The following is a 26,384-nucleotide window of genomic DNA, read 5'->3' as shown; positions in this document are numbered from 1 at the left end:
CTCCTTCCTTTCATGAAGTTCCCTTCATTTTCCTTCATTGGCCGGTCGGCACTGACGCCTTGTTTTGCTTGTTCACGATGCTGTGCACTTTCGTCGGCAGGCCGTACAGCGAAATGAATCCGACCGCCGCTTGATGGTCAAATTCATCTTCGGACGTGTATGTTGCCAATTTTTCATCATAGAGCGAGAACGGCGATTTGCGCCCTTCGACGATCGCATGGCCTTTAAACAGCTTCACGCGCACGACGCCGGTGACGTTTTTCTGCGTTTCTTTCAAAAACGCGACCAACGCGTCTTTCAGCGGTGAGAACCAAAGGCCGTTGTAAATGACTTCAGCGATTTTTTGTTCGATGATCGGTTTGAAATGGGCGACTTCTCTCACCAATGTCAAGTCTTCCAGCTCTTTATGCGCTTTAATGAGCGTGATCGCCCCTGGGCATTCGTACACTTCGCGCGACTTGATGCCGACAAGGCGGTTTTCGACGTGGTCGATGCGGCCGACGCCATGCTTGCCGGCCAACGCATTCAGCTCCAAAATCAATTGCGCAAGCGGATACGCCTTCCCGTTTAACGTCACCGGCACGCCTTGTTCAAAGCCGATCTCGATGACATCCGGCACATCCGGCGCGTTCTCAAGCGAAGCCGTCAGCTCATACGCCTCTTCCGGCGGCGCCGCCCACGGGTCTTCCAAAATGCCGCACTCGTTGCTTCGTCCCCACAAGTTTTGGTCGATGGAAAACGGGCTGTCAAGGTCAACCGGAATTGGAATGCCGTGCTTTTTCGCGTATTCGATTTCTTCCTCGCGCGACCAGCTCCACTCGCGCACCGGGGCGATCACGTCCAAATCTGGATTGAGCGCTTTGATCGACACTTCAAAGCGCACTTGGTCGTTCCCTTTCCCCGTGCAGCCGTGGGCCACCGCCACCGCGCCTTCAAGCTCGGCGATTTCAACGAGTTTTTTCGCGATGAGCGGACGCGACAGCGCCGAAACGAGCGGATATTTCCCTTCGTACAACGCGTTCGCCTGCAAGGCGATGAGTGCATACTCGTTCGCAAACTCGTCTTTGACGTCGATCACGTACGATTTCATCGCGCCGACTTTGAGCGCTTTTTCTTTCACGAAATCGAGGTCTTTCCCTTCGCCAAGGTCCAAGCAGCACGCGATCACATCATAGCCGCGCTCCTGAAGCCACTTGATCGCAACTGATGTATCTAAACCGCCAGAGTATGCCAGCACCAATTTCGGATTTGCCATGGTCGTTCTCCTCTCCTGTCACATAAATATACTTAAATATAAATAAATATTCAAATTGAACACATTATCACTTTATCAGCTTTCCCGTGATTTTTCAATACTTATTCAATAAAAAGAATAAAAATTCCTCACCGATATGCGGAAATGTTTCGTATAATAGAAAAAAAGGAGGCGGCAAGAATGAACGGCATCTTCATCGACGACAAGCGGCTCGGCATCCGCGTGCCGCATCTGGACAAGCCTTGGGAGGACTACAGCCCAAACGAACAAGAGGCGATTTTACTGGAATGGGAAACAATCCGCGGCTTGATCCCCGACCGCATCGCCGAACTGGAGCGGGAAATCAACGAAAAACAAGACGCGCTCGGCCAAGAAGCGGATTTTGCGCGCTCGTGCCAGCTCAATGCTGACATCGCCGAGCTCGCTTCGATCGTCAACGATTTATGGATTTGGTATCGCATTGCTCCATCCGTTTCATCGCCGACACGGAAAAAAGCGGGTCGAAAAACCATAACACCCCATAACAAATGAGCGCCGATGCCGCTTGTCCCCTTTTTGAAGACGGCAGACAAACCATGCGGCCGCAACAATTTTGACGAGAAGATCGAGGATTGATGCGGCGGATTCCGCCGCGATGACGAAGGATACGCTGTCGCAAACGAAAGCTTTCTTGGCGATTGAAGAGGAGCACTCAAGCTGGAGAGCTCCTCTTTTTTCATTCTATCCCCTTTCTCAAACGATTTCCATTTATTATCCGCCAAAAATATATTGAATTTTATTTTTATTTCAATTATTATTAATTTGACTCCTTTTCACACAACGGAGGGATCAGACATGGCCAACCATCTATCACCCGCTTCTATCATTCAATCGTTTTCTTGGGATCAGGCATTCGCCCACTACGACGGCGATCCGCGCGGACGGTTCAACGCCGCCCACGAAGTATGCGACCGGTATGCCGAGGATCCGAATCGCATTGCGCTGTTTTATGAAAACGCTTTAGGAGAGCAAAAAACGATCACCTATCGGCAATTGCGCGATTGGTCGAACCAAATGGCGAACGTGTTCCGCAAGCTGGGCGTGAAAAAAGGGGATCGCGTCTGCGCGCTGATGCCGAAAAACCCGGCCCTTGTCGTCTACATTTTGGCGGCTTGGAAAGTCGGCGCCGTGTATGTGCCGCTCTTTACCGCGTTTGGCCCGCAGGCGATTGAATATCGCATCAATCATTCCGAGGCGAAAGTCCTCTTGACGAACAAGGAACAGCGCGCCAAACTGCCGCCGCGGGACAACATGCCGACATTGGAGCACATTTTTGTCATTGACGGATCGTCTCATGATCAAGACCAGCCATTTTGGGAAACGCTTTCATCGATGCCGACTGAGCACTCGATCGAAGAAACGACGGTCGACGATCTGCTCGCGATTCAGTATACGTCCGGCTCGACCGGGATGCCAAAAGGCGCCATGTGGCCGCATAACGTGCTCATCAACATTTATCCGTATATGCGCTATGCGATTGGCCTGCGCGATGACGATGTCTTTTTCGGCGGGGCGGATCCGGGCTGGGCGTACGGGCTGATCTTTTGCACCTTCGCGCCGATGGCCTTTGGTGTGCCGATCGTCTTTTACGAAGGGCCGTTTAAGCCGGAGACGTGCTATTCCTTGATGGAAAAATACCGGGTGACCAATTTCGCGTACGCCCCGACCGCGTATCGGGCGATGGCGGCGGCCGGCGCGGACGTCATTCGCCGCTATCAACTGAACGTGCGCGCCATGAGCTCGGCCGGCGAGCCGCTCAATCCGGAAGTCATCCGCTTTTTCCAAGAGCATTTGGGCGTTACGATCCATGACCATTATGGCTTGTCGGAAACGTTGATGCTGATCGGAAACTTCAACGCCGCCGAGATGGAAATCCGGCCAGGCTCGATGGGATGGCCGCTGCCGGGCTTTGACGTGGCCCTGCTCAATGAGAACGGAAACCCGGTCGCCGACGGCGAAGTCGGACAAATTGCCTTTAACACCGACTCGATCCCAAACGTCTTTAAGGGGTATTGGAAAGACCCTGAAAAAACCGCCGAGCGGCTCGTCGGCAAGTGGTTTTTGACCGGCGATTTGGCGACAAAAGACGAAGACGGGTATTTCTGGTTCCAAGGACGGGCGGACGACATCATCTCGAGCGCCGGCTACCGCATCGGGCCGTTTGAAATTGAAAGCTGCCTCCTTGAGCATCCGGCTGTCGTCGAAGCAGCCGCCGTCGGGAAGCCGGATCCCGTCAAAGGGGAAATCGTCAAAGCGTTTGTCGTGCTCAGAGAAGGCTTTGCGCCGTCGGACGAGCTGGCCGAAGAGCTGTCCTTGTTCGTCAAAACGCGCTTATCCAAACATGAATACCCGCGCGAAGTCGAATTTGTCACCGAATTGCCGAAAACGCCGAGCGGAAAAATCCAGCGGTTCATCCTGCGCAATCAAGAAAGGGAAAAGCAGAAAAAAGCCTAACCCATAAAGAGGATGCCCCGGCAACGGAGCATCCTCTTGGCCGTTATGGCTCATCGTTTCCGATGCCCAAGATCTTCTTTAAAACGGAGCAATAGTTCTTCACTTCCTTTTCGTTGATCTCATAGAGGTGATAACCGTTTTCTTTCCGCTCAATGATCAGATTGGATTGCTTCAGGAGATTTAAATGCCGTGAAACGGTAGCAACCGTAATATTTAACTGATCGGCCATCTCCTGCGACTTCATGTTTTCTTCATTCGCAATAAATGACAATATTTTCATCCGAACGATTTCAGACAATGATTTGGCAATATCGGCAACATACTGAATCTGCTCCTCATCATATCGGATCTCCATCCGATTTCCGCTCAAGGAAAGCTCTTTCCCGTTTATATAATGCCTTATATCATAAATAATATGAAGTTCACCGAGCCCCCAAACCAAAATAAATTTCGGTGACACAAAATACGAGGGATACAGTTTGATCAACTTCGTCTCTTTCGTCGGAAACTGTTCTGGGATTGGGTAATCGTACAATAGTTTTCGAACCATTTTCTCAATCCCCGACTGGTTGAGTTCCGCTCTCAATCGCTCATTCGCCTGATCCCAAAGAGGGGACAGGATTGGCTCAATATGGACGTAGCATTGCTGATAAAAATGTTCCCAAAGATAGGTCAGTTCCTGCAAATATTGCTCATAGTTCTGCGCGAATTCAAGCTGTTCGGCATTCACAAATCCGCCCAACGACGTGATTTTCGAGCGAATTTCATCAAACGGGGAAGCGGTTTGCGTTAGACAAATCTCGATCTCCTTTTCAGACAAGTAACGACCGAATAAATAATACAAAAACTCATACTGGGACACACGGTCGATATATGCCATGAGTTGAGAAAAGGTATGAGGAGCAGGCAAATCGACCAAAAATTCTGCGAGCTGTGCCCCATACTCATACCGACCGTAAAATTTTTTCAGCAACGATTCATGTTCCCGAAAAAACTGCTCAAAACGAGCAACCGGGAAATGAGGTTCACCATCCATTTTTCCCGATGAAATGTAACACTTCCTTAAACACGCCATCATTTCAAATAAAGAAGAGGTGGATAGTTCTACTTTACAATAATGGTTCACTTCTTCCATTGTGTATACAGCCATTCGACATCCCATACTTTCTGTTTTTATTCATGAACAATTTGATACTTCAACTGATCAACAAAATTGTCGCATAACCGCTGGCATTCTTCAACTGTCGACGAACAAACAATCACATGACCGGAGCGCGTATAAGAGTCCACCGTTTTCTTTATATGATCCCCTACTTGATAGTAGATGGCCCAATCTCGGATATATTCTCGATTGACTTCTGTGTCAAGAGAGATTTGTCGCAACATGCCCTCTGGAAACATAAAGAACTTGACAAGGCTTGCTTTTTTATAAATCGGTTTTACATCGGGCGGCATTTGGTTCATATAAGATAAAATTCCTAACTCATACTGGTTGAAACCAGACGCTAATTGATGTAAATAAGGGATAAAATCCCCCCCCGGTCTCGTATGCATTTCAATCACCACTGGTCTATCTTCTTCCACATCCCATTTAATCTCAATATGCCCCGGTCCATATTGGACATTCAACAAATGCAACGCTTTCATCACCACTTGTTCGATTCGTTTGACTTTCTGTTGTTCCAGTCTCGCCGGCACAATATGCCCAGTCTCTATAAAGTGAGGTTTTCCGGTTGTTTGTTTTTCGGTTATTCCTAAAATGAAATGGGTTCCTCTCCAAGATACCGTCTCCACACTATATTCCGGGCCTTTAATATACGGCTCCAAGATCCACTCGTGAGGATGATCTTGATTTCTCTTTAACCATTTTTCCCACTCCTGTTGATTGGAAATATAATCAACCTCTTTGCTTCCAAATCCGTCAAGCGGCTTGATGATGGCCGGTCTTGAATATGGAAACTGTTTAGGAAGAACAGATACCTTGCCACTCACAACGTCTAATCGTAATTCCGGATCCTTCCGCAAAATCTGGCGCATCAATCCTTTATTCCTCGTATTCACGACCGTTTCGAGCGAATTCGTTGGCAATTGCAACCTTTCACTAATATAAGCAGCCGTCTCTAGCCCTAATTCTGTAAAGCTTACGACGAGCTCCACTGTTTGATATAAACTCATGATTTTCTCAACAGTACAAAACACCTCTGTTTTCTCTGCAATGTCACGAACATAAAATACAACTTCGGCCAACTGCGCTATTTCCTTATCAATGCTTGAGTACCGATCCGCGACAATAATGGGTTTGAGTCCACATTGAAATGCTGCTTCCGCTCCATAACGGCTTGCCCCTAAAATAACAATGTATTTATTCATGTACAATCCCCCATTCCAATCGATCCATCGCCTCTTGTGTCGAGGAGATCGCGTTTTCCATACTATCGCCTTCTGCCATGACAAACCCTAACCTTTGGTAGCTGCTTTTAATTCCATTCGCCTTAAACGGCAACTTCCCTATACTTATTCTTTTTACTCCAGCTACTTTTTGCGCTTCCTCCATTCCCCTAACCGTTTGATATATCCCCTGCTCAACAGGCAGGATAAACTTAATGGCGGCATAGCGTTGTCTAGTGATCGTTACCTCTTCATATGTCCCGATTGATTGTAAAACAACATGCCTAACCATATCCACCCCTGCAGCGAATTCTACTAATTCGGGGATGCAGTCACCAGCCAGTCTAGGATTGACTTCAACCAAATATAAGTTGTTTCCGCGAACAAAAAATTCTATGTGCGCCGCTCCATAGTTTAATCCCAATAGGTCCAGCAGTTTTTTGCATCTTTCTTCTAAACCGGAAAAAGGATTTAGTTTCGGACCCGTTACATGTCCACATTCAACGGCATGAGGACCGTACGTTTCTTTTTTCGTAACGGATATTAATTTCCATCCATCAACTGTGTATAACATCTCGGCTGAAAATTCTTGTCCTTCAATCCATTCTTCAATCAGCCATTTCCTTGCCAGTTCATATCCGCGTTCATTACGCTGTCTTTGCCATTCGTGGCGCAGGGACAGTTCTAAATCACGACGATTTTGACAAATCGTCACCCCATTACTTCCACTATCATCTACAGGTTTGATGACACAGGGAAACGAGATCTCCAAATTTATGATTTCGTCAGGATGATGGATGATATGGAAAGCAGGTTGCAAAAACTCTCTAAAATGTTGACTTTCTAGATAAGTTCTCGTTATATGTTTATAACGGGCCCTTTTCAATGCTTCGATATCGTGACTCCTCACTCCCAAATAACTCGCTAATTCAGCAACTGGAATCAAGTGATAATCATCAAAAGCGAGGATTCCGGCAAATTTCACCTCAGAGCGTGCCAGTTCTTCTTTCATTCGATCCGTATCATACGTATTGATGATGACGACTTGATCAGCGAAGTTCAGCGGATGGTCATCTGTCATTGCGTTGTATTGTTCTAAGTCCATCGTCCAAAAATGGATTTTATAACCTAGTTGTTTAGCGATTTTCATCGCCTTCGTACCGGTACCTGTTGTATTCGTCTCGACAAATAACAAGTGCATCATCGCCAGTCCTTTCTCTCTACTTGATTTTTATTCGTGAAGAAAGACATTTTTCTATATGGCAGCTGAAACATATAGCCAATAAAAATCACAATGCCTATCATGGTCAAATAGAAAAAGGTTTGATGTCCAACGTACTGATATAAATTCAAACCAACGAATCCACCGATAGACTCCCACATTCCCCAAAGCACCCCTGATATTCCGAAGGCCCATGAAGAGCTTAACATCCCCTTTTTTTCTACAATCTGATGATCAATCGTAGGAACCCAAATGATTTCAGCCATGCTGAACAAGATCACGCTAACAAAGATGATCCAAAAATGATGTGAAATCCATAGCAAGAAATAAGATGCAGTGATGAGCATTAAGGCCAGCGCGTACCAATACTCCATTTTCCATTTCGGCTGTATTTTTGGATAGAAACCTTGAAGAACAATAATCGTCATCGCATTCACCGTAAAAAACAACCCTATCGTTTTTCCAGAAAAATGTTGAGAAACGACAACAGGAAAAGTTGTAAATAGTTGTGTGTACAAAAACCAAAATAACCCTGAAAAAGCAATAAATCTTATAAAGATAAAGAAATGCGGGTCCGATCTGCTGTTTTTAACGAATTGTACGATATTGATTCCCTTCTCTGCATCCTCAATGGTGATGCGAGGTAATAGCAACGAAACCCCCCCGGCCAAAACATAACAAACAATCGCCGCAATGATGATACCAAAAGAATTCCAGTCCAATAACCATCCACCTAGAAAAGGCCCAATAGAAGCACCGACGTTGACAGCGATGTTTAATAACGCAAAAGCCTGCAGCCTCTCATTTTCCTCTAATAAGGAAATATGTGTTTTCAAACTTACATTGTAAAGCGAGATCGATATCCCCAATAGCAACACGATCACGAATATCAATGTATAAGAATGAATGATCGTTAATATTGTTAGCAACAAAGCGGATCCCCATAGACCAACGATAAGACTGTTTTTGATCCCAAACTTGTTGACAACCCCCCCAACCAGCACATTACCCGCCTTTGATACAAACGTAAATGCCGCCACTGCCAAACTGGTTTCCGTAATATCCAGATCTTTCATTTTAACTAGCCATAAAGAAAGCAACGGAACATACACAAAAAAACCAACGGAATTGAAAACCCTGATGCCAAACGTCAAAATTCCCTCATTAACCTTAAGAAACATACATGACCCCTCTCGTCAACTCTTTGCATACTGCTTCAATAATATTAGCTGCTTCATCTATATCTTTTTCATTAACATTTCTACTAACCACAATCCTTACTTCATCAGGTAACCAAGGAAATAAAAGCAAGCCTTTTTTCTTGCACCTATCGACAAACTCAAATGAACTTATATGAAAGTTATTCACATGAAAAAAGATCATATTTGTTTCAACAGCATGAGGATCAACATACAGCCCATCTATTTTCGATAACATCATTGCTAATTTTTTAGTAAGCAGATGGTCTGTACGCAAATGGGATATATGATGTTTTAAAGCATGCAGTGCCGCAGCTGCATACATACCTATTTGATGAAACCCGGCTCCAAATTGTTTTCTGTAAATCCTAGCTTTGCTGATCACTTCTTTTCTTCCCATAAGCATCGACCCAAATGGAGCACCAAGTCCTTTTGCAAAACATACACTAAGTGAATCCACAAATTTTGCATAGTCCCTTAATGGAATGTTCGTTGCTACGTGTGCATTAAACAACCTTGCTCCATCCATATGTAAAGATATATTCTTCTCTCTCGTAAACCCATATAGTTGCTCAATTACTTTCAGAGGGAATATTTTCCCTTGATAATAATTAATGGTGTTCTCAATGGAAACTAATTGAGGGTGAGCGTAAAAAGGACCTCTAGGTTTAGAATGAATTAACTCCTCAACATGTTCGACTCTTAGGATCCCATCGGCTGTTCTGCATGTATGCAAAACGACTCTACTTAACATGGCAATCGAAGCACTTTCGTAAAAGTTTATATGATAGTTTGTTTCTGTAATCACTTCATTCCCTTCCGTTACTTGTGACTTTATAGCCAATTGATTAGCCATTGTACCTGTCGGAACAAACAGAGCATCCTCCACATGAAACAATTGTTTGCAATATTCTTCCAATTCAATAACACTGCTGTCCTCTCCATAACAATCATCACCTACCAAGGCATTGGCAATAACATTTCTCATTTCCTCTGTAGGCAAGGTCAATGTATCGCTTCTCAAATCAATCATCGAATGCACCTCCCTAAAATTACGTAATTACGTAATTACGTAATTACGTAATTAATGTTACTATTAATTTATTTTTTTGTCAACATTAATAAAAAAGATGTGTTCGGCTCTTCACCAAAACACAGGGGGTTTTGAGAAAATCTCCAACCTCTACACGTGAGGACAAATGGTAATTAGATGAATATTTGCTGTCTTTGTAAAGAAGCTAAATCGTAGGATGCATAAGGACACGAAGTCGAATTTGTCGCCGAACTGCCGAAAACGCCGAGCGGAAAAATCCAGCGGTTCATCCTGCGCAATCAAGAAAGGGAAAAGTCAATCAAGGCTTGACGAGTGAAAAGGGCTGATTTGTGCTGCCCACAATCTTCTCAAAAAAGCCGCTAGGGACAAGCAATTGTCCTTGGTGGCGCAAATCAGGGGTGAACAGAATCGGGATTTTCTTCCATTTGGTAAAATATACAAAAAAACAAAGAGGAGGGTGTCCCAAAAGGATCGGGACACCCTTTCTTAACTATATGTAGGCGTAAAACAATCTTGAAGAAACGATGTGTTGTGTTTTGTTTAAGAAAAAACAACCTTTTAGGTCAGCCCCCCCCATTTCCGCTCATCCTCTCCTTTCGTCAAAGCGTCTTTCGCTGCTTCTCCCTATCCTTCCGAATCTCTCTCACCACATGCCCCAACTCCGGCAAAATGAGCTTCGTCATCGCGAGGCGCACAGCGCCGGTGGAGCCGGGAGTGCAAAAGACGGCGGTGTCCATTGCCACGCCGGCGACGGCGCGCGACAGCATGGCGGCCGGGCCGATGTCTTCGGTGTAGCTTAGGAAGCGGAACAGCTCGCCAAAGCCGACGAGTTCTTTCTCAAGCAGCGCACCGACCGTTTCGATCGTCACGTCGCGCTTGGCGATGCCGGTGCCGCCGTTCGTGAGCACCGCATCAACATCAAGGCGGCGGCAGCCGTCAAGCACTGCCTCGCGAATGGCGTCCGCTTCGTCTTTCACGATCTCATAGCCGACGACCTCATGCCCGGCTTCCGTGAGCAGCTCGATCATCAGCCGGCCGCTTTGGTCGGTTTCCTCCGTTCTCGTGTCGCTGACGGTGATGACTTTGCAACGGACGGTTTTGGGGGCTTCTTGTTTATGTTCGGTCGTGCTCATCCGTTTATGATCCCCTTTCGTTTCTTTATCTCTTATCGTACACAACGCAAATACGGTTCGCAAACCATTTGTATCATAATAGGCAGAATTGTTATAATATTATTAATATATATCACCACGATGATCATAGGACTTTCCGCAACCGGTTTCTCTTGTTCCCAACATCTTTGCACTCGTTTTTCTCTCCCGGCATCAACCAACATCCGACGCCCATGACGCCCAATTGTATGGAACGATCGATACCCGAAACGGAAGCAATGATATCGGTTGGACAAAAACAAGAAAAAAACTTAAGGAGGGAAAACGAATGGACTTGCGCTTGTCAATCCGATTAGAAGCCATTTTGAAAGAAGGATGGGAGATGATTCGGAAGCACCGCGACGACATTTTCTCCGCTTGGCTGGACAAATGCGTCGAGCTAGAGGACAAGCAGCACGCTGCCGCCCATCCTTTGCGGCTTGCCGTTGACGTGTTCTCTTCGCAATGGCTTGATCCTATGAATGATATCGATGAATGGCTGGCGTCATTTCGCCGCGAGTGGGAAAAACGAAACGGCGAGCTGTCGCCCAACCAGTTCACCTCCATTTTATCGATGATGGAAAACGCGGTTCACGAAGCCATCCAATCGGACGGTGTTGTAGAATTTCGCGTTCATCAAGCCGTTCAGTACGTTTTTTCCAAACTTCTTGAGTCCGTCAATGCGTCTGGCTGCCCCGAATTCGATTTTGAGCAGTTTCTTTCGCAAATCGTTTCATCCAAGCAACTGCCGATCGCATGGATCGCCCAGCTGGCAAGGACAGCTGATGGCGGATTCATCGTCGCCAAATGGCATGGAAGCGCGGCCGATGCGCTCACAGAAGAACCGATGTATGGAGAAACGATTTTCGCTTTATGTGAACGTATTCTTTCCTGCATCGATGCGAGTGGAACGCGATTGATTCCGCTCCCATGGGGGGGCGATCTGTTGCTCGTTTGCGCGGAAGGGGAAGATCGGCTCGTCACCCCGTTTCTTCTTCACACCCTCGAACAGTTTCATGCCGCCCGGAAGGCTGCCATCCGCACAAAAGAGCAGCAGCTTTGGAAAGACGCCGTCTTGTTGTTTGACCAATGGATTATGCGGGCCAAATCGCTGAACGAAGCGATCGAGTACATTTCAACCGGATTTGTCGCTTACTTGCCATTTGAACGATGTGCCCTGTTCGCCTATTCAAGCACTCATGAAAGCGGATTCGGACTGTACGGCTATCAGCTGGACAATCATGACATCAAAAGCATTCACGAACACATCGACAGCCTTCCGTTCATTAAGCAATACATCCAACGGCTGCAGCTGCTCGGCCGCCAGATGACGAACGTGCCGCCCATTTATGTCCGCCATGCGGCGCAAGGATTGCCGATGAAATACGTCAAGCAGTTTCAACTGGAATCGATCGTCATCGCTCCCATTTACGCGCCGTCGGAAAATCGGCTTATCGGCGCCGCCATTTTGGATTGCGGGCCGAAGACGTCCTTTCAATTGTCCAATGATCTTTACACGGCAGTGATGAAATTCGGACAAAGCGCGGGGGAGATTTTGGCCAAATGCAGCGGAGGGCGTTCCGATCTCGTTCAGCCGACGCCGCATTTATCGCCGCGGGAAATCGAAGTGCTGAAGCTCGTCGCCGAAGGAGCATCGACGTACGAAGCGGCGAAACGGCTTCATTTGAGCGAATACACGGTGCGCGATTACGTGTCCGCCATTTTGCAAAAAATGAACGCCAAAAACAGGACAGAAGCCATCGTCAAAGCGATTCGCGACGGAATCATTTAACACAGCGGCGGCATGAGCGCTTCTTGCTGAAATCGGTCTACACCAACAGGGCAAGGAGCCAAACGCCTTGCCCCTCGTTTCCTATAAGGTCGGTGAAAAAACCACCATTGCGCGAACTTGTCGCTTTGAGATGAAAAAAGCGTTGTATCGTTTTGCAGTTCAAGAAGAGCATTTCTTTTCTATCATTACCAACCTTCTATGTCTTTACCGTTTTCCTTCCTCATCTGCTCCCGGCGAAGGAAGCGGGGGCTGAGAACGTCCATCCGTGCTGTTCGCTTCGGCAGCCGGTTTGGACTTCAACCATTCAGCCACTGCATTCAGCCGCTGTTCAAGCTCGTTCGCCGTTTTGCGCCAAACTGCTTCATCCGTTTCCAGCTTGTCAAGTTGTTGTTTGACGCTATCAAGCGACGAACGCAAAGCCGAAAGAAGATTCATCGCTTTTGATTGTTCTCCAAGCTTCAACGTTTCTGTTGCATACGAAACTGCGTTCTTCCATAGAGCGTCTTGTTCTTTCCATTTCTCGATATCTTGTCGAAGGGCAGCCGTTTGTTGATCGATCATTTCGTTCCACTCCTGCAGGCGAACCGTGATTTCTTCATATTGTGCTCTTTCTACGCTTTCAGCTGTTCGTCCGCCCGCCATGACTTGCTCAAGCTGTTGGAGGGAAGCCGAAACAGCGTCCAGCTTTTCGGCGAACGCCTGCCATTCAGCTGCTCTAGCCTTGACGCGCTTTGCCAACGCCGGGACGTCTGCTTGCAGCGTCTCGACCATGCGGGCGGCGCTGTTGTCGCCTTGCTTTTGTTCATCCAGCTGCCAGACGAGCCGTTCCGCTTCTTGCGCGAGATCGGTTTGTTCAAGCGCGCTTTGCTCCGCTGGCGCCAAAGCGGCGCCAGAAGATGAAGCCGACAGCGACATGCCAGGGATGGAGAGGCGGGAGGCCGTCATCTTCGTCGCCACCAATGTGACGTCCCTCAAACACTGCTTAAGCGGAAATCCATCCAAGCAAAGGCCCCCGAACTTCAATTTCGTCACATCAAGCTTCATCCAAGTAGCGCTCGCCGTTCCTTCCGATCGAATCGACAGCACGATTGTTCCTTGCGGCGTGTCGATGGCTCGTTCCATTGACAATCCGCTGATGTCCGCTTGGATGAAGGCAATTGGAAGCTTGCCGACGATCACTTTCGGCGACCCAAGAATGATGCCCCCCAAATCGAAGATGCCGACGACTTTATCAGCATGAATGACAAATCCTTGTTCCTCCCCTGCGGCGAGCGAACGCGAACCGCCAAGCGGCAGGCAGAGAAGAAGCATCAATGCAAGAAGCGACGGTTTCAGCCATTTGAAGGATTTCATTCAGTTCCTCCTTTACCCTGTCATTGTTGGCGAATGCGGCGGGAGCGGCGAGGCGGGGGGTGAAGAATGGCCCTCTTGTTTTTCTGTCTGCTTCCCGCTCCATCCGACTACAAGCGCTCCTCCTAAAAGCCCGATGATTCCTCCGATGATCAAGCCTCCTGCCGCACCAACGAAAGACAGAATGGAAGCGAGAATAAGAAAGCTACCGATGGTGACATGGCTTTGCGGTTTGATCATGCTTAAAATAGCCAAAACGATCATGACCAGCCCCGTCACCAGCCCAGCCCACATGAGCCCGCTTCCGGGAAGCAGCAACATCGGAAACACACTGATGCCGACGATCAAGACGAATATTGCACCAATCATTACGAGCACCGATCCTAACACAGGACGATGTCGGTTGGCGGCAAACAAAAACCCGACGGCGCACGGCAGTATCCAGCCTAAGGCATACGACAACAGCGGCCCCACAAAGCGGGCTGCATCGTGAACAGACAAAAAGTCGTAATGGAACATCGAAGCGGCGGCGATAAGCAGCAGCCCTCCAACCAGCAGCGCTCCCCCCGCCCGACGGGCAGCCGACCGCGCTTGCCGCCATGTCTCGGTCTTTCTCTTTTTCCAGCCGATGCAAATCATATATCCAAGCAACACGAAGGCAAGAACGATAGATGATTGAACGGCCATCGGAATCGATCGCGCCCATGTTTGCCACGGCGCCGCCCTCTCAGCGACAAACAAGGCGTTTAAAGCGAAAAACGTCGCGAGAGATCCGCCAGAAAACAGCCAGACATAATGAAAACGTGTGCGAATATAACGGCCCTGCTCTTCGTGGCGCATGATGAGACGCGAGACAAAAAAAGCAGCCAGCACGCTGCTCGCCGCCCCTCCCACCGCTGCCCCAACAACCCCGATCGACAGCCATTGACTCCCGCCAACAAGCATGCCGGGCAAAAAAGCCGCCGCTCCATATTTTGCTCGCATCAAAGCAGTTGGGCGGTCGAGAAGCGGCCAAACGAGCGCCGCAAGAATAGCCGCCAGCGCCGATCCCCCCCACAGCGCTCCATCCATCCCTCCTTGGAGCACGATTCCGCCAATAAACGCCCCCGTGAGCGCACCAATGACCGCGATTTGCACCATCTCGAACGTTTTTCTCATAGTCTTGCCTCCCTTTATCCGTTTTTCATCTTTCCATTTGGCGAGTGACGGCGGCGGGCAAGCTGAACACTCCGCCATCCCTTCCTCTTTTCGTCACCCCTCTGACTCAACGGTTGACGCAGTCCTTGACAGAAGGAAACAAGATGCCAGACCATCCGATTCATTTTGGGAGGAATAGGAGATGAACCTCTCCCATCTAAATGATGATCAGACCGAATTAAAAATCGCCGACACGGCTTCCGTCTTTCATGTTGGCGATCACTTTCAGCTTCATGCTTGGAATCGTGATCGACCCAGCCGACATGTAATGCGTGTTCAAGCTCGGTTTGTCAAGAGTCAAGCTTGGCGCGCTCAAATCGATGACATTGAGCGGATTGTCGGTTTTATGCTCTTGCGTTTCCAAGCCGGCAAATGATGTGCTGTCCGCTTGAATGCCGGTGACGCGCAATTTTAAATTTTGCCCGCTCACATTGCCGCCAGTGACGACAACGTCAATGCTTTTAATGCCGTAAGCGCCAAGCGCCGATTCGGTGTTGATGTTTTTCGTCAGCACCAAATTGGTGATGTTCGCCGACGCCAAGTCGACGGCGGCCTGTCCCCAAGCCCCTCTTTGTTCGGTTTCACCGATGGCGGGATACAGTTTAAACCCGGTTCCCGTAATTTTATCAGCGCTGATCGTAAATCCCCCGACTCCTGAAAGCGGAAACGCCGCAAACGCCGTTCCCGACAGAAGAAGCATGGCAACCAAGGCGATGACGGCGAGGAACCCAGCTCCCCCCGCAATCGCAAATCGTTTCGGATTGACCGCAAACAAGCTCCCCATTTTTCATTCCCCCTTTGTGTGCCTTCATCCGACAAGCTTTGATTCATCCCTATTCCCCCCAAAATAAATACCTTGCTCCCCTTGAAGGCAGCAGCAGAGCTTGCCGTCATGCTGCCATCACCGCGCCTCCTTGCAGCTCTTTTCACGCTCAGCCACAAAGGTGTTTGTGAAAATATTTTCTTTCCCGCTTTTTTACATGCAGGCGGGCAGAGCCCGCCCGTTCGTTCATGACTCAGCAGCCGTTTTTTCAAGCCCCTCAACGACATCGACGCGCTTCGTGCGGCTGATTTGCTTTTTGCGGAGGTTGAACTGTTTGATGACATAATGGCGAAGCAAATCATAGTCGATCTCAAGCGCATACGTGCGGGCGAGCTGCTGCTGGCGTTTGCCGAGCTCGGTCAAGTAGTCGACATAGCCGATGACGTGCGGCCATAATTCATCCATGTATCGGATAAACAGTTCGTAATACCGCTCGTCTTCGTTGACGATCCGCTGGATCGTGTAGATGCCGAACTGAATGTGCCGCCCTTCGTCCATGTTCAAGTAATCGATTCCTTGCAAAAGGCCCGGGAACAGCCCGGCTTTTTTGTAAATTTGCCGGAACGTGTAATAGCCTGATTCGGCGAGCGTCCCTTCGACGATCATGTTGTAGACGGTGGCGGCGCGGATGACCGCTTCCGGCGAATCGTCGGCATACAGCCGGTTCATCGCTTCCGGCAGCGCTTCGTAAAAGATGCGTTTGTAATGGTCGTTATGGAAGACGGACAAGTCCATTTGTCCGATGCCGACAGCTTGCTGCCAGCGGGAGAACATCTCGACGTGTTTCGCCTCGTCGTGCATAAACGTCGTCAAAAACAAGACATCCTCCAGACGCCCTTGGCGCGCGAGGGCGTGCGCCATCGGCAAAATGTCGAGCGTCACCGCCTCTTCGCCGGCGGAGAAACCGGCGACAAGCGGGAGCGCGGAAATTTTTTCTTCGCTCGTCAAGCTGGCAAAATCTTTCTGATCTTGGCTGAAGTCGATGTCAGCCGGATTCCATTTCCCGTTTCGTTTCGCTTTTTCATACAACTTAAACATCGGATGTTCCCAATCGATCGTCGCTTTCACCGTTTGAAAACCGTCATGATGGACCATCCTATTCCCTCCTTCTATCGTTCCGCTGCGCTGGAATCGGTTCATCTTTCACCGAATGTCCTCTGAAAGGAGGCACGTGTTCCCTCCACAAAAGAGCGCCTTCCCCGCCTGTTAAAACAACGTCATCGGCCGGTCATTCAAGTCGCAAATAACCGTTTTCGTCTCGAGATAAGCATCAAGCGCCTGCATACCAAGCTCTCTCCCGAGTCCGCTTTGCTTGTACCCGCCAAACGGCGCGGTCGGTGACAGCACTTGGTACGTGTTGAGCCACACCGTTCCGCTTTTCACCCGCCGGGCAAGACGGAGCGCCCGCTTGATGTCGTTCGTCCACACGGCGGCCGCCAAGCCGTACATCGTCCCGTTGGCGATGCGGACGGCTTCTTCCTCATCGGCAAACGGAATGACTGCCGCCACCGGGCCGAAAATTTCTTCACAGGCGATACGCATCGATGGCGATACATCGGCAAACACCGTCGGTTCGATGAAATAGCCGCCGCCACCCCCGTCCAAAGCCCTTCCCCCGGCCGCAAGCCGCGCTCCTTCCTGCTTGCCGATCTCAATGTAGCGCAACACTTTCTCGTATTGCTCCCGGCTGATGACGGGGCCAAGGTCGCTGCGCGGGTTCGTCCCGGGGCCGACTTTCAGCTTTTTCGCCCGCTCAGCCAACCGCTCGACAAACGGTTCGTACACCGTCCGCTCCACTAAAATGCGGCTTCCCGCTTGGCATACTTGCCCGGAGTTGTAGAACACGCCAAACAGCGCGCTTTTCGCCGCCTGTTCGAGATCGGCATCGGCAAAGATGATGTTCGGCGACTTGCCGCCAAGCTCGAGCGTCACCCGCTTAATGTGGGGAGCGGCCGCCTGCAAGATGTGGCGCCCGGTTTCCGTTTCGCCGGTAAAGGCGATTTTCGGCACGCGCGGATGGCGGACGAGCGCTTTTCCGGCCTCATCGAGTCCAGGCAGGACGTTGATGACGCCTTCCGGCACGCCGGCCTCATGGCAAATCTCAGCAAGCTTCAACGCCGTCAGCGGCGTTTCCGGCGCCGGTTTTACCACCATCGTACAGCCCGCCGCCAGCGCTGGGGCGATTTTCCACGTCGGCATCAAAAGCGGAAAGTTCCACGGGGTGATGAGCCCAGCCACCCCGATCGGCTCCTTCATCGTCCACGCCATATAATCCGGCGCCGAGCCGGCGACGGAAAACGGCAGCACCTCCCCTTGCGGCTTGACGACAAGCGAGGCGAAAAAGTCGAAGCAGTCGGCGGCGAGCGGAATTTCAATAAACAACGCTAGATTGATCGGCATGCCGTTTTCCCGCGTCATGAGCTGCGCCAGCTCGCAATGATGCTGGCGGATCAGTTCAGCGATGCGGCGCAAGATGCGTCCGCGCTCAAGCGGGGAAATGGCCAGCCAGCGCCGATCCGAAAACGCCTCTTCGGCGATGGCGACCGCCGCGTCAACATCGTCCTCGCCAGCGTTGGCGACGCGGGCCGTCACTTCGCCCGTCGCCGGGTCGATGACGTCAAACCGTTCGCCGCTGGCAGCCGGCCGCCATTCTCCATCAATCCATAAATCGGCTTCCGTCGTTTGCGCCGAAATCATTGTCATCTCCTCCTTTCCATCGCTCCACGTTCCCGATTGATCGGATCTTGAAACCAAGCTACGGCAATAAATCGCTCCGCCCGATTTCCTGCAAATAGTCGCGGTACGCCGGGTAAATGGCGTCAAGCTGCGGCAATACTTTCAAGGCGTTCACAAGCGGGCCTTGCACTTTGATTTGCTGGCGGGCGAGCGCCTGCTGCAAGTCGAGCTTCCCAAGCCAAAACTTATGCCCGACATCCGCCGTCTGCTCAAAAATGAGCTCCGGGCGCAGCGCTGTTTCGCCGCAGACAATTTTCAATTTCCCGTTTTCATGCGTCCACGTAATTTTCGCTTCCGGCTTATGGAAAATGTATTGGACAAACGCGTCATATCCAGGTCCTAGCTCCGTCGCCGCAATCAATTCTTTTGACTCTTCCGTTTCGGCCACGCGTTCAAAAAAGCGGCCGAGAACGTCGTATACTTCCTGCTCGCTTTGAAACACCGGCATGTCAATCCCCCTCTCGTCTCGATCGTTCCACGTTTTTTTCGATCCCCTTGTTTGCCCGCCCAAACACCGGCCTTCCCGTTTTCGTCCAAGGGCAGATGGAACGCCATCTTTCCGACCGCCCAACGGCTTCTCTTGTTTGTTCACCCAAACGCACGCGGGGCGGCTTGTCGTCTCATTCTTCAAAGCGAATGATGCCGCGAATGTTTTGCCCGCTCTTTAAGGCGGCGAATCCGTCGTTGATTTGGTCGAGCGAATAGACGGCGCTGATGAGCGGTTCGAGCTTCAGCTTGCCCGCCGCGTACAAATCAAGCAGCTTCGGGTAGTCAATCGGCGGATTGCCTTGGCCAAGCCAAGAACCGGTCAACGCTTTGGATTGGGACGGCAGCGAAAAGGCGTTGATCTCCACCGCTTCATGCGGCGCGGCGATGCCGACGATGACCGTCGTTCCCGCTTTTCGCGTCATGTTGTATGCGTCGGCCATCGTCTCCGGGCGGCCGATCGCTTCAAACGCATAGTCGACGCCGATGCCGTCGGTCAAGTCGAGCACGGCGCTGACGGCATCGTCCTCGCGGGCGTTTACGGTGTGCGTCGCCCCGAACGTTTTCGTCATCGCCAATTTTTCCTCGACAATGTCGACGGCGATAATTTGTTTGGCCCCGGCGAGCGCCGCTCCTTGGATGATGTTGAAGCCGACGCCGCCGGCGCCAATCACAGCGACTGTGCTGCCCGGGCGCACTTGCGCTGTATGAATGGCGGCGCCCACCCCGGTCATGACGCTGCAGCTGATCAATGCCGCCAACTCAAACGGCACATCACGGCGAATCGGGATGGCTGCCTGCTCCGGCACGATGGTGTACTCGCTGAACGCGCCGGCGGTTAAAAATTGATAGACGGGTTTTCCATGCAGCGAAAAGCGCGTCGTCCCATCCGGCAGCGTGCCGGTCGCCATCAGCCGAGCCGCCTCCTCGCATAGATCGGGCCGCCCGGTGCGGCAATAGCTGCACGTCCCGCATGACGGCACCCAATTGAGCACCACATGGTCGCCTTGTTTGACACTTGTCACCCCTTCCCCGACTTCCTCAACAATGCCCGCTCCTTCGTGGCCGAGCACAATGGGAAGCGGGAGCGGCAATTGCCCTTGAACCACATGCCAATCGCTATGGCAAAGGCCCGCCGCTTTCATTTTCACTTTGACCTCCCCGCGCTTGGGGCTTGCCAAATCCAGTTCTTCGATTGACAGCGGCTCCCCGTAGCGGTGCAATACTGCGGCTTTTGCCATGTCGTTCCCTCCTTTTCCATCCGCCCATTACGCCCGCTTGCCGGCCATATCCGCTTCCTCTTCACGGATGCCGCGGCCCCGCAATGCATCCAAATAGGCGTCCCATTCCTGCTTGAGCGTTTCTTTCAGCTTGAAAAGGCCGATGACGAGCGGCCGGGTCGAATGGTCTTGCAAAAACACATCGCGGATGACATCCTCAAACTCTTCCTTTTTCCCCGGCAGGCCGTGGTCTTTCCCATACAGCAAATGCTTATCGAGCAACCGCCGGATCGTCGGGCTTCCCGGCCCGCCGCTTTGCCGGTAAAACGCTTCGATGCGCTTTGACATCGTCAGCTCTTCTTGTTCCTCGCGCATGTTCCTTCCTCCCTCTTTAAAATCGCGGCCGCTGTTTGCGCGTCCGGAACAGCCGCCAGCCAAGGAAAACGACCAAGATGACAGAAACGGCCAACCCGATGTTGGCGATCGTCGTTTTCTCCATGCCGAGAAACGTTCCGCCCGGGATGCTGGCGACAATAAACCCGGTGGCCATAATGATGGCAAACGCGATGAGGGAAAGCGCCAAACGGTTGGCGATTTGGTTGAGCGTATTGCGCGTCACCGGGTCGGTTTGGACTTGCACGGTCATGCGCCATTTGTTTTCGGCCATCGTCTCCAACACTTTGTTGAACCGGCGCGGGAAGGTGGCGATCATTTCCGCCGTTTCAGCGACAAGACTCGCGTTGGCGCGAAAATTAAAGCGCTTTCCGAGGATGCTTTTTAAAATTGGAATTTCATACGCCTCCACGACTTCGCCGTACGAAATTTCCGGGCAAATCCAGCGCGCCGTCCCTTCGGTGGCGGAAAATCCTTTCGCCCAAAGCGCCAAGCCGTTCGGGACTTTGCAGTAGTTGCGGAGCCCGATCGCCGTCGCTTCAAGGACGAGGCGGCCGTAGTTGTAGCGGCTGCTCCCTTGATGGGCGGACACATAGTTTAACGTCAACGTCCGCAGTTCATCTTTCAATTTGACAACATCGGTGTAAATGGTGGGCGACATCAGTTCCATAAACACTTCGGCGGCGTCTTCCGCCTGGTTGAGCTGGATGTGCAAAATGACACGCATCAAAATTTGCGCCATCACGCTGTCCATCCGCCCGGTCATCCCCCAGTCGATGATGACCGCCTTTTTCGTCCGCTTGTCGATCATAATGTTGGAACCGTGGGCATCCGCATGATAATGGCCGTCGAGCATCGTTTGCACGTAATGATGGACAAGATCGATCATGATGTTGATCCGCTCTTCGAAGGTGAGAAAATCGACAGGGAAGTCTTTAATGAGCCAGCCGTCAATGTATTCCATGATCAAGACGCTTTTCGTCGCTTCATACACGTGCGGAACCGTGACATGTTCAGCCCTCCTTTCGTACTTTTGCTTCATTTCTTGCATTTTTCTTGCTTCTTCCGTCATGTCCAGCTCATCCATGGCGCTGCTGTAATAATCTTGCACGAGCCCCCCGAGGTCAAGGGCGGCCTGCAGTTCAGGCGGCAGCCGCTTTTGCAGGCGGGCGGCCATTTTTTTAATGATGGCGATATCGGTTTGAAACAGTTTTTCGACCGTCGGGCGCACGACTTTGACCGCGACAACCGGCCCGTCTTTAAGTTTCGCTTTGTACACTTGAGCGAGCGACGCCGAGCCGAGCGGCTCCTCCTCAATCCATTCAAACGTCTCCAAGCCGTCAGGCAGCTCCCGCTCCAAAATGTATTCGATTTTGGCAAACTCAATGGGCGGCACCCGGTCAAGCAATTTCTCCAGCTCAAGCGTAATCGGCTCTGGCAATAAGTCTTGCCTTGTGACAAGCACCTGCCCGAGCTTGATGAACGTCGGGCCGAGCTCCTCAAACGCTAGGCGCAGCCTCCGGCCGATATGGTGCAAATATTGTTTGTCTCCCTCGTTCCCTCGCAGCTTGCGGGCAATGGCGTCGCCCAGCACCATGCCAAGCCCGTTTTTGACAAGCACAGCGATGATTTTCCGCCGCCGTTTTCCCGCCGTAATGGCAGCCAGCTCCTCTTCAATGGCAGCGCCAATGGCCGCAAAGTCGCGCGCTGGTTTTGGCTTGGCCGTTTCGAGTGATGCGTGCAACCCGCTTTCCTCCTTTCTGCTTACAGCCGCTCGATGATCGTGGCTGTCGCCATGCCAAAGCCGATGCACATCACTTGCAATCCGTATTTCCCGTCCATGTCCTCAAGCTCATGGAGCAGCGTTGTCATCAGCCGGGCGCCGCTCGCGCCGAGCGGGTGTCCGAGGGCGATCGCTCCGCCGCGCGGATTGACTTTTGCCATATCCGGCTCGAGCTCCCGCTCCCACGCCTTCACGACCGAAGCGAACGCTTCATTGATTTCGATGACATCGATTTGCTCAAGGCGCAGTCCCGTTTTTTCGAGCACGCGGCGCGTGGCCGGGATGACGCCCGTGAGCATCAGAATCGGATCTTCGCCGACGACCGCGCGGGCGACGATGCGGGCTCTCGGTCGCAAACCGAGCTGCCGGGCTTTTTCTGCCGACATGAGCAGCACGCCGGCCGCTCCGTCGCTCACTTGGCTTGAGTTGCCGGCCGTGATGACACCGCCTTTTGGCTGAAATGATGGCGTTAACGCTGCTAACTTTTCGAGCGAGGTGTCGCGCCGAATCCCTTCGTCGCGGGTGAAGGACACCGTCCCCTCCTCGCCCGGCACGTCAAGCGGAATGATTTCCCGCTCAAACATCCCGCGGTCGGTTGCCGCCGCCGCTTTTTCATGGCTTTGCAAGGAAAACGCATCAAGCTCTTCCCGCGACAATCCCCATTTTTTCGCGATCATCTCCGCAGAAATCCCTTGCGGCACGATGTTGTACCGACTTGTCAGCTGGCGGCTGAACCGCCCCATGTCGCTTCCCATCGGAACGCGCGTCATGCTTTCGACCCCGGCGGCGATGGCGATGTCGATGTCGCCAGCCAAAATCGCTTGCGCCGCGTTATGGATGGCCTGCTGACTCGAGCCGCACATCCGGTTTAAGGAAAACGCCGGCACTCCGACCGGAAATCCGGCGGCGAGCACCGCTTGGCGGGCGATGTTGCCCCCTTGCTCTCCGGTCATCGTCACACAGCCGACGATGACATCTTCCACCAGGCCGGCATCCAGCCCATTTCGGTCGACAAGCGCCCGCAGCACCGGAACAAGCAAATCGACCGGATGGACGCTTGAGAGCGCCCCTTTTTTCTTGCCGATCGCCGTGCGCACGGCGTCAACAATCACCACTTCCCTCATGCCGCTCCTCCTGTTCCGTATCAAAATCGAACCGTTTTCCTGCGCGGCTAGAGCCGCCGCAGGCCTCTCTTCCTATGTTCAAATCGCCACATTCCAAAGCGGGCCGCTTATTCATCAGAACGTAAACAATTCGATGCCGCCTGAAACATTCAACCCAATCCCCGTGATGTACTTCGCTTTATCGGAACAAAGGAACACGATGGCGTTGGCGACGTCTTCCGGTTCGCCCGGGCGGCGGAACGCCGTGCGCTGGATCATCCGCTCGTTCATTTTCGGATTGCCCATGCGGAACGCTTCTGTATTGATGATGCCCGGCACGATGGCGTTGACGGTGATGCCGTAGCGCGCCCCCTCAAGCGCCATGCTTTTCGTAAAGCTCAACACCGCTCCTTTCGTGGCCGAATAGCTCGCTTGGCCAAAGCCGCCAAGCGTCCCGGCGACGGACGACATGTTGATGATCCGCCCCCATCCTTGCTCTTTCATATACGGCCATACCGCTTTTGTACAGTTGTACGTGCCGGTCAGGTTCACCCGCAAATCGCGCTCCCAAAACTCATCGTTTTGCTTTTCGATTTGCGAAACGTGGTCGAGCGTGCCGGCGTTGTTGACGAGAATGTCAATGGAACCAAACTCTTCCTTGACGCGGGCAAACACTTCTTTCACTTGCTCGCGGTCGGTGACGTCCATTTTGAGAGCCAGCGCCCGCCGCCCCATGGCGCGAATGTCTTCCGCTGTCTTTTCGGCGTACACCACTTTTGTACTCTGCATCACTTGTGAGAGCGGCCCATATTTTTGCGCCGTCTGTTTGCTTTCTTCATCCGATTCGAGCAAAATATCGGTAATGACGACATCCGCTCCCGCTTCGGCAAGCGCCAAGGCATCCGCGCGCCCGAGGCCGCGTGAGGCGCCGGTGACGACCGCCACTTTTCCTTTCAGCAGTTCCGCCCATGACGACATCGGTGATCCCTCCGTTTAACGTAAAAATTGCGGTTGTTTCTTTTGGAAAAACGCCGCCAGCCCAATCGCCGGCTCTCCTGTCTTAAACGTTGCCGCAAATGACGCCGCTTCGATGCCAAATCCGTCTTCTGGAAGCCCTTCGGCCGCATAGATGGCCCGCTTGGCGAGCCCCATCGCCCGCACGGCCCCTTCTGACAGTTGCTCGGCAAACGCCGACGCCTCTTCTTCCAACCGCTCCGGGGGCGTGACGCGATGAACAAGGCCGAGTTCGAGCGCTTCTTGCGGGTCAAGCCGTCTGGCAAGAAAAATGAGTTCCGTCGCTTTCGCCCGCCCGACGAGGCGCGTCAACCGCTGCGTGCCGCCCGCGCCGGGAATGAGGCCGAGCGAGACTTCTGTCAGGCCGATTTTGCCGCCGCCCATGATGCGGAAATCGCACGCCAGGGCCAATTCACAGCCGCCGCCGAGCGCATAGCCGTTGATGGCCGCGATGACCGGCTTCGGCATCGTCGCGAAGCGGTCGAAACAGCGCTGCATGCGGGCGCTTTGTTCGGCGATGCCCGCTTCATTGCCGGCAAACTGGGTTCCTCGCTGAATCATGTCCTTTAAATCAGCGCCGGCGAGAAACGTTTTCGGATGGGCCGACGCGATGACGACAACGCGCACTCCGCGGTCGGCTTCCAATTCATCGGCCGCTTTCTCCAATTCTTCCATTAATCGCTCGCTAATGGCGTTCGCCGGCGGGTTGTGGATCATCACCCAAGCGACTCCTTTGTTTCGCCGCTCTATGCGCAACGTTTCATAAGGCATCGGAATTCCCCCTTTCGTTCAATCGAACCGGCAAACTTCACAAATGATCATCGCTCTCCACCGCGAGCGGAGATGTTTGGGTCGCCGCCTCGCTCTTCTATACGTGCACGCCGTATGGCGCATACAACCGTCTTGCTGTGACAAGGCGCTGGATTTGCTGCGTGCCTTCAAAAATATCAAACACTTTCACATCGCGGTACAATTTCTCGACCAAATGTCCGCCAAGGCCGACGGGACCGAGCAGTTCAAGGCACATAGCGCAGACATGAAGCGCCATTTTACCGGCGACTGCTTTGCAGACGGCCGCTTCCATCGCATTCGGCTCGCCAATGTCGGCTTTCCACGCCGCTTCCCACGTCAACAGGCGAGCAGCGTCAATCTCTTGCTCCGCCTCGGCAAGCAGGGCGGCTGCTTCATAGTACAACCGTCCTTGTTTCGGGTACTCGCTGCGAACGATGTCAAGCGTATATTCATAGGCGGCGCGGGCGATGCCGACGGCCATGGCCGCGACGATCGGCCTCGTGCTGTCAAATGTTTTCATCGCCACTTGGAAACCGGACGGTTTATTCGCATTTGCGCTATACAACTCTTCACCGCCAAGCAAATTTTCATCAGGAACAAAGCAGTCTTCAAACAAGAGCTCCGCCGTTTCATTGGCGCGCAAACCCATCTTATGGACGGTGCGGGTCGCGACAAATCCCGGCGTCCCTTTTTCGACGACAAACGCCCGGTGCCCGGCGCGGCCCAACTTCGGATCAACCGTGGCGAACACGACGACCCAAGAAGCGCGGGCGCCGTTGGTGATGAAAATTTTTTGCCCGTTTAATACTCACATTTCGCACCCTCCCAACGAAAATCGGGAGGATTTTTTATGTCCATCGTCGAATGAATCCTTGACATACAAGGAAAGTGAAGGAGTTTTTCTCTCATGAACGTTCAAGTCAAAAAGGTCTA

At 51.8% G+C, this 26,384-nt stretch carries 22 protein-coding genes and 1 pseudogene; 3 read left to right on the top strand and 20 right to left on the bottom strand.

Going from position 1 to position 26,384, the window contains the following annotated elements:
- Positions 1-34: 34 nt before the first annotated feature.
- Positions 35-1,255 (bottom strand): argininosuccinate synthase, encoded by a 1,221-nt coding sequence (locus tag ACVBDQ_RS05335; RefSeq protein WP_011232231.1) that lies wholly within the window; start codon positions 1,253-1,255, stop codon positions 35-37.
- A 180-nt stretch (positions 1,256-1,435) separates the two neighbouring features.
- On the opposite strand from ACVBDQ_RS05335, the gene ACVBDQ_RS05330 reads away from it, so the two are divergent.
- Positions 1,436-1,786: a hypothetical protein gene (locus tag ACVBDQ_RS05330; protein ID WP_446663067.1), complete on the top strand. Its 351-nt coding sequence runs from the start codon at positions 1,436-1,438 to the stop codon at positions 1,784-1,786.
- Positions 1,787-2,089: 303 nt separating this feature from the next.
- A complete protein-coding gene (locus tag ACVBDQ_RS05325) occupies positions 2,090-3,748 on the top strand; it encodes an acyl-CoA synthetase (RefSeq protein ID WP_138187813.1) in 1,659 nt (552 codons plus the stop codon).
- 43 nt (positions 3,749-3,791) lie between these two features.
- On the opposite strand, the gene ACVBDQ_RS05320 is transcribed toward ACVBDQ_RS05325, so the two are convergent.
- From ACVBDQ_RS05320 to ACVBDQ_RS05295, 6 genes are all read right to left on the bottom strand, one after another.
- Positions 3,792-4,883, bottom strand: a complete 1,092-nt coding sequence (locus ACVBDQ_RS05320) for an ArsR/SmtB family transcription factor (RefSeq protein ID WP_020278087.1) — start codon at positions 4,881-4,883, stop codon at positions 3,792-3,794.
- A 38-nt stretch (positions 4,884-4,921) separates the two neighbouring features.
- Positions 4,922-6,118, bottom strand: a complete 1,197-nt coding sequence (locus ACVBDQ_RS05315) for an ATP-grasp domain-containing protein (RefSeq protein ID WP_011232235.1) — start codon at positions 6,116-6,118, stop codon at positions 4,922-4,924.
- Positions 6,111-7,340 carry an ATP-grasp domain-containing protein gene (locus ACVBDQ_RS05310; protein ID WP_014196542.1) on the bottom strand — a complete coding sequence of 410 codons (1,230 nt, stop codon included), beginning with the start codon at positions 7,338-7,340 and terminating at the stop codon, positions 6,111-6,113. Before ACVBDQ_RS05310 ends, ACVBDQ_RS05315 begins: the two co-directional genes overlap by 8 nt.
- Positions 7,337-8,539, bottom strand: a complete 1,203-nt coding sequence (locus ACVBDQ_RS05305; RefSeq protein ID WP_011232237.1) for an MFS transporter — start codon at positions 8,537-8,539, stop codon at positions 7,337-7,339. The genes ACVBDQ_RS05310 and ACVBDQ_RS05305 overlap by 4 nt, the downstream gene beginning before the upstream one ends.
- Complete coding sequence (locus tag ACVBDQ_RS05300; RefSeq protein ID WP_014196543.1) at positions 8,529-9,590, bottom strand: threonine aldolase family protein; 1,062 nt, start codon at positions 9,588-9,590, stop codon at positions 8,529-8,531. The genes ACVBDQ_RS05305 and ACVBDQ_RS05300 overlap by 11 nt, the downstream gene beginning before the upstream one ends.
- Before the next feature lie 620 nt (positions 9,591-10,210).
- On the bottom strand, positions 10,211-10,744 hold the full coding sequence (locus tag ACVBDQ_RS05295) for a MogA/MoaB family molybdenum cofactor biosynthesis protein (RefSeq protein WP_011232240.1): 534 nt from the start codon (positions 10,742-10,744) through the stop codon (positions 10,211-10,213).
- A 307-nt stretch (positions 10,745-11,051) separates the two neighbouring features.
- Here ACVBDQ_RS05295 and ACVBDQ_RS05290 point away from each other — a divergent pair, with 307 nt between their 5' ends.
- Positions 11,052-12,554: a response regulator transcription factor gene (locus ACVBDQ_RS05290; RefSeq protein ID WP_011232241.1), complete on the top strand. Its 1,503-nt coding sequence runs from the start codon at positions 11,052-11,054 to the stop codon at positions 12,552-12,554.
- 204 nt (positions 12,555-12,758) lie between these two features.
- On the opposite strand, the gene ACVBDQ_RS05285 is transcribed toward ACVBDQ_RS05290, so the two are convergent.
- The 13 genes and pseudogenes from ACVBDQ_RS05285 to ACVBDQ_RS05225 all read right to left on the bottom strand — a co-directional run.
- A complete protein-coding gene (locus ACVBDQ_RS05285; protein WP_011232242.1) occupies positions 12,759-13,907 on the bottom strand; it encodes a hypothetical protein in 1,149 nt (382 codons plus the stop codon).
- A 12-nt stretch (positions 13,908-13,919) separates the two neighbouring features.
- Entirely contained in the window at positions 13,920-15,062 is a 1,143-nt protein-coding gene (locus ACVBDQ_RS05280) for a DUF6114 domain-containing protein (RefSeq protein WP_020278084.1), read from the bottom strand.
- A 217-nt stretch (positions 15,063-15,279) separates the two neighbouring features.
- Positions 15,280-15,885: a DUF6230 family protein gene (locus tag ACVBDQ_RS05275; protein WP_011232244.1), complete on the bottom strand. Its 606-nt coding sequence runs from the start codon at positions 15,883-15,885 to the stop codon at positions 15,280-15,282.
- Between the two features lie 225 nt (positions 15,886-16,110).
- On the bottom strand, positions 16,111-17,019 hold the full coding sequence (locus ACVBDQ_RS05270) for a R2-like ligand-binding oxidase (RefSeq protein ID WP_011232245.1): 909 nt from the start codon (positions 17,017-17,019) through the stop codon (positions 16,111-16,113).
- 111 nt (positions 17,020-17,130) lie between these two features.
- Positions 17,131-18,621: an aldehyde dehydrogenase family protein gene (locus ACVBDQ_RS05265; protein WP_014196545.1), complete on the bottom strand. Its 1,491-nt coding sequence runs from the start codon at positions 18,619-18,621 to the stop codon at positions 17,131-17,133.
- A gap of 58 nt (positions 18,622-18,679) precedes the next feature.
- On the bottom strand, positions 18,680-19,108 hold the full coding sequence (locus tag ACVBDQ_RS05260; RefSeq protein ID WP_031212582.1) for a hypothetical protein: 429 nt from the start codon (positions 19,106-19,108) through the stop codon (positions 18,680-18,682).
- Positions 19,109-19,280: 172 nt separating this feature from the next.
- On the bottom strand, positions 19,281-20,387 hold the full coding sequence (locus ACVBDQ_RS05255) for a Zn-dependent alcohol dehydrogenase (protein WP_011232248.1): 1,107 nt from the start codon (positions 20,385-20,387) through the stop codon (positions 19,281-19,283).
- A gap of 27 nt (positions 20,388-20,414) precedes the next feature.
- Positions 20,415-20,741 (bottom strand): hypothetical protein, encoded by a 327-nt coding sequence (locus ACVBDQ_RS05250; protein ID WP_011232249.1) that lies wholly within the window; start codon positions 20,739-20,741, stop codon positions 20,415-20,417.
- 16 nt (positions 20,742-20,757) lie between these two features.
- Positions 20,758-22,503, bottom strand: coding sequence for an ABC1 kinase family protein (locus ACVBDQ_RS05245; protein WP_011232250.1), 1,746 nt, complete (start codon positions 22,501-22,503; stop codon positions 20,758-20,760).
- Between the two features lie 20 nt (positions 22,504-22,523).
- Positions 22,524-23,666 (bottom strand): thiolase family protein, encoded by a 1,143-nt coding sequence (locus tag ACVBDQ_RS05240; RefSeq protein ID WP_011232251.1) that lies wholly within the window; start codon positions 23,664-23,666, stop codon positions 22,524-22,526.
- Positions 23,667-23,780: 114 nt separating this feature from the next.
- On the bottom strand, positions 23,781-24,623 hold the full coding sequence (locus tag ACVBDQ_RS05235; RefSeq protein ID WP_011232252.1) for an SDR family NAD(P)-dependent oxidoreductase: 843 nt from the start codon (positions 24,621-24,623) through the stop codon (positions 23,781-23,783).
- A 15-nt stretch (positions 24,624-24,638) separates the two neighbouring features.
- Complete coding sequence (locus tag ACVBDQ_RS05230; RefSeq protein WP_011232253.1) at positions 24,639-25,430, bottom strand: enoyl-CoA hydratase/isomerase family protein; 792 nt, start codon at positions 25,428-25,430, stop codon at positions 24,639-24,641.
- Positions 25,431-25,527: 97 nt separating this feature from the next.
- Positions 25,528-26,259 (bottom strand): annotated as a pseudogene (locus tag ACVBDQ_RS05225) (acyl-CoA dehydrogenase family protein); the annotation flags it as partial.
- Positions 26,260-26,384 lie beyond the last annotated feature (125 nt).

This window comes from Geobacillus sp. CCR, assembly GCF_052906625.1.
Note: the sequence above shows the minus strand (reverse complement) of the source record. Positions and strands in the feature narration are given on the sequence as shown.